Annotated in this window: 3 protein-coding genes; 1 reads left to right on the forward strand and 2 read right to left on the reverse strand. The window is 76.4% G+C overall.

Annotated features, from left to right (window positions below; genetic code table 11):
- The first annotated feature begins 243 nt into the window (after positions 1–243).
- A complete protein-coding gene (locus ACFUJR_RS22340) occupies positions 244–1,428 on the forward strand; it encodes a hypothetical protein (RefSeq protein ID WP_383163178.1) in 1,185 nt (394 codons plus the stop codon).
- Between the two features lie 100 nt (positions 1,429–1,528).
- On the opposite strand, the gene ACFUJR_RS22345 is transcribed toward ACFUJR_RS22340, so the two are convergent.
- Together ACFUJR_RS22345 and ACFUJR_RS22350 are read right to left on the reverse strand one after the other, a co-directional pair.
- Positions 1,529–2,161 carry a PH domain-containing protein gene (locus tag ACFUJR_RS22345; protein WP_383163180.1) on the reverse strand — a complete coding sequence of 211 codons (633 nt, stop codon included), beginning with the start codon at positions 2,159–2,161 and terminating at the stop codon, positions 1,529–1,531.
- Between the two features lie 34 nt (positions 2,162–2,195).
- Positions 2,196–2,816, reverse strand: coding sequence for a class F sortase (locus ACFUJR_RS22350; RefSeq protein WP_383163182.1), 621 nt, complete (start codon positions 2,814–2,816; stop codon positions 2,196–2,198).
- Between the last annotated feature and the right edge of the window lie 130 nt (positions 2,817–2,946).

Here is a 2,946-nt window from a genome sequence, read left to right on the forward strand (position 1 = left end):
GTCTGGGGTTTGTCGAGGACAGGGGGTTGCAACCACCCCCGGGGTTCGCCAATGCACGGGGGGGGGGGGTGGCGGGGGGGGGTCCGGGGCGGAGACCGCTCCGTACGGGCCTCGCCGCGTTCCCCCCGCCCCTCCCGTACGGGTGAAATCGGTACGGTGGTCGGCCCAACGCGCGTCCCGCCGTCAGGTGGCTGCGGCCAGGGTGACCCGGTGTCCCCGCCGAGCCTCCCTGGAGCCGCCCACGTGCCCCCGGTCCTGACCGTCCGACCGACCGTCCCCGCCTCCCGGAAGCCTCCGGCCCCGCCCGGCGGGGGCCTGCCGGAGCGGATGCGCGGCACACTGCGGCACGCCGCTCCCGCGCTCCTCGGTTATCTGGCCGTACGGCTCCTGGGGCTGCTCGTCCTGGGCCGCTGGGTGCACATGCGGGGGCACGGAATCTGGCCGGCGCTGGCGACGTCCTGGGACTCGCGCTGGTACCTCGGGATCGCGGACCACGGCTACGACCCGGGGCCGGGGGATCCCCCGGGCCACCGCACGATGGCCTTCTTCCCGCTCTACCCGGCCCTGATCAGGGCGGTGGCGGCGGTCACCCCCGGCTCCCGTGCATCCGTCGGCCTGGTTCTCGCCGTGCTCTGCTCGCTGGCCGCCGCCTGGGGGATCTTCGCGGTCGGCGACCGGCTGTACGGCCGCCGGGCGGGCACGGTCCTCGCGGTCCTGTGGGGCGCGCTGCCGGTCGCCGTCGTGCAGTGGATGGGGTACACGGAGTCGCTGTTCACGGCGCTGGCCGCCTGGGCGCTGTACGCGGCCCTGGACGGGCGCTGGGCCTGGGCGGCGGGGCTCTCCGTCGCGGCGGGCCTGACCCGGCCGACGGGGGTCGCGGTCGCCGCGGCGGTGACGGTGGCCGGGCTGTCGGCCGCGCGGCGCGGCAGCCGGCCGGCGCTCGTCGCCGCCCTCGTCGCTCCGCTGGGCTGGCTGGGCTACGTCGGCTGGGTGGGGCTCCGGCTGGGGCGCTGGGACGGCTACTTCGCGGTGCAGAAGGCCTGGAGCAACACCTGGGACGGCGGATCGTCGACGCTGCGTCAACTGCGCAGGCATCTCGTCTACGCCCAGGACCCGCAGCTCTTCCTGGTCGTGGTCTCGCTGGTGCTGATCGCCGCCGCCGCGCTGTTCCCGCTCTGCGTCGCCGACCGGCAGCCGCTGCCGCTGCTGGTCTTCACGGGAGTTCTGCTCCTCGTGGTCCTGGGCAGCGGGGGTGTGTACTTCCCCCGCGCCCGGTTCCTGCTGCCCGGTTTCCCGCTGCTGCTCCCGCTCGCCCTGGCGGTCGGCCGCGCCCGCCGCCACGTCGCCGCCCTGGTGCTCGGCGCGGCGGCGCTCTCCTCGGCGTGGCTCGGCGCGTACATGCTGCTCGTGTGGGCGGGCGCGCCGTGAGTGCCGCGCGTACCGGCTGTGGGCAGGTGCGCCGTGGGTGCCGCGCGTAGCGGCTGTGGGCGGGCGCGCCGTGAGTGCCGCGCGCGTACCGGCTCCGGGGTCAGCCGGTGGCGAGCAGGATGACGAGCAGGACGAGCCCCGCCGCCGTCGGCGCGATGATCTCGTACGCCCAGCGCACGCGCGGCTCCCCCTGCGCCTCAGGACGGCCCGCGCACCGCTCCGCGAGCTCCCGCAGGTCGGCGATCGTCCGGTCGGCGGGGGCCAGCCGCCCCGCGTCGCCCCCGCGCGCGCCGGCCGCCGCGCGGCCGTGCGGACCGTCGTGCGCGGCCCGCGCCTGCTGCCGGGCGGCGCGCTTGCGCTGCCGCAGCGAGACGGGCACGGCCCACAGCTGGTACCTGCCGCCGTCCTGGGTGAACGCCTCGCTGGAGTATCCGGCCCGGACGTCCGCAACCGAGGCCCAGGGCAGCGTGATGTACCGGAAGGGGTTACGGATCCGCAGCCGGTCCTCGTTGGCGTACACCGCGGGGCGGATCGTGAACGCCACGACGAGCGGCACCACGAGCAGCAGGCTCGCGAGCGCCAGCCACGGGGTGCGCCCCGCGCCCCTGACCATCGCGTCGACGCAGAACCACACCGTCAGGCCGAGCAGCAGGACACCGCCCGCGATCCCGAGGGGCGAACGGAAGACACGGTCGGCGTAGGCCGGCTCGGCGGGCGGCTGGGAGCTCGTCATGGAGCCGATTCTGCCTCAGCCCCCGCCGCCGGGCTCAGGCGGCTCGGGTGACCAGATCGGCGTAGAGAATGATGTTGTCGGGGCGGTGGCCGTCGACCAGCTCGCCGCCGCAGGTGATCAGCCGCAGTTCGGGCCGCTGGGTGTCGCCGTAGACCTTCCGCGTCGGAAACGCCTTCTTGTCGACCTGCTCCAGCTCGCGGACGCGGAAGACGGCCTCGGTGCCGTCGGCGCGGGCGACGGTGATCTCGTCGCCGACGCGGACCTTGGCGACGTTCTTGAGTACGGCGGGCCCCCGGGCGGTGTCGAAGTGGCCGATCAGGACGGCGGGGCCGGTCTCGCCGGGCGTCACGCCCTTGTCGTACCAGCCGATGCGCTCCGCGTCCGCCTCGGACGGGACCTCGACCGTGCCGTCCTTCGCCAGGCCGAGGCGCAGGACGGGCCCGGTGGGCCCGGTGTCGACGCCGGCGGCCGGCACCCGGACCCGGACCGGCTCCGAGCGCGGCAGCGGTGCGACGGACGCCGTCGGGGCGGGCGTGCTGGTCGCGGTCACCCGCGCGGGCGGGTGCGCCACGGTCTCGCCGCCGCCGGCGCAGCCCGTGAGGGCGGCCAGGGCGGCGAGGACGAGGAGGGCGGGGGCGGTACGGCGGCGGTTCACGGGGCGGCTCCGAACGGGGTGCGGCCAGCCGTCGGACGGGGGGGGGGTGGGGAGGGCGGGCAAGGGGGGGGGGGGCTCCTGCTCTGGGGAGTGGAAAGGGTGAGGGGGGGGGGGGAGAGAGGCTCGCCGC

This window comes from Streptomyces sp. NPDC057271 (assembly GCF_042668715.1).
Classification (GTDB): domain Bacteria; phylum Actinomycetota; class Actinomycetes; order Streptomycetales; family Streptomycetaceae; genus Streptomyces.

Excerpts from the sequence above, each read along its gene's own strand:
- ACFUJR_RS22345 (WP_383163180.1), bottom strand. The coding sequence starts at position 2,161 with ATGACGAGCTCCCAGCCGCCCGCCGAGCCGGCCTACGCCGACCGTGTC.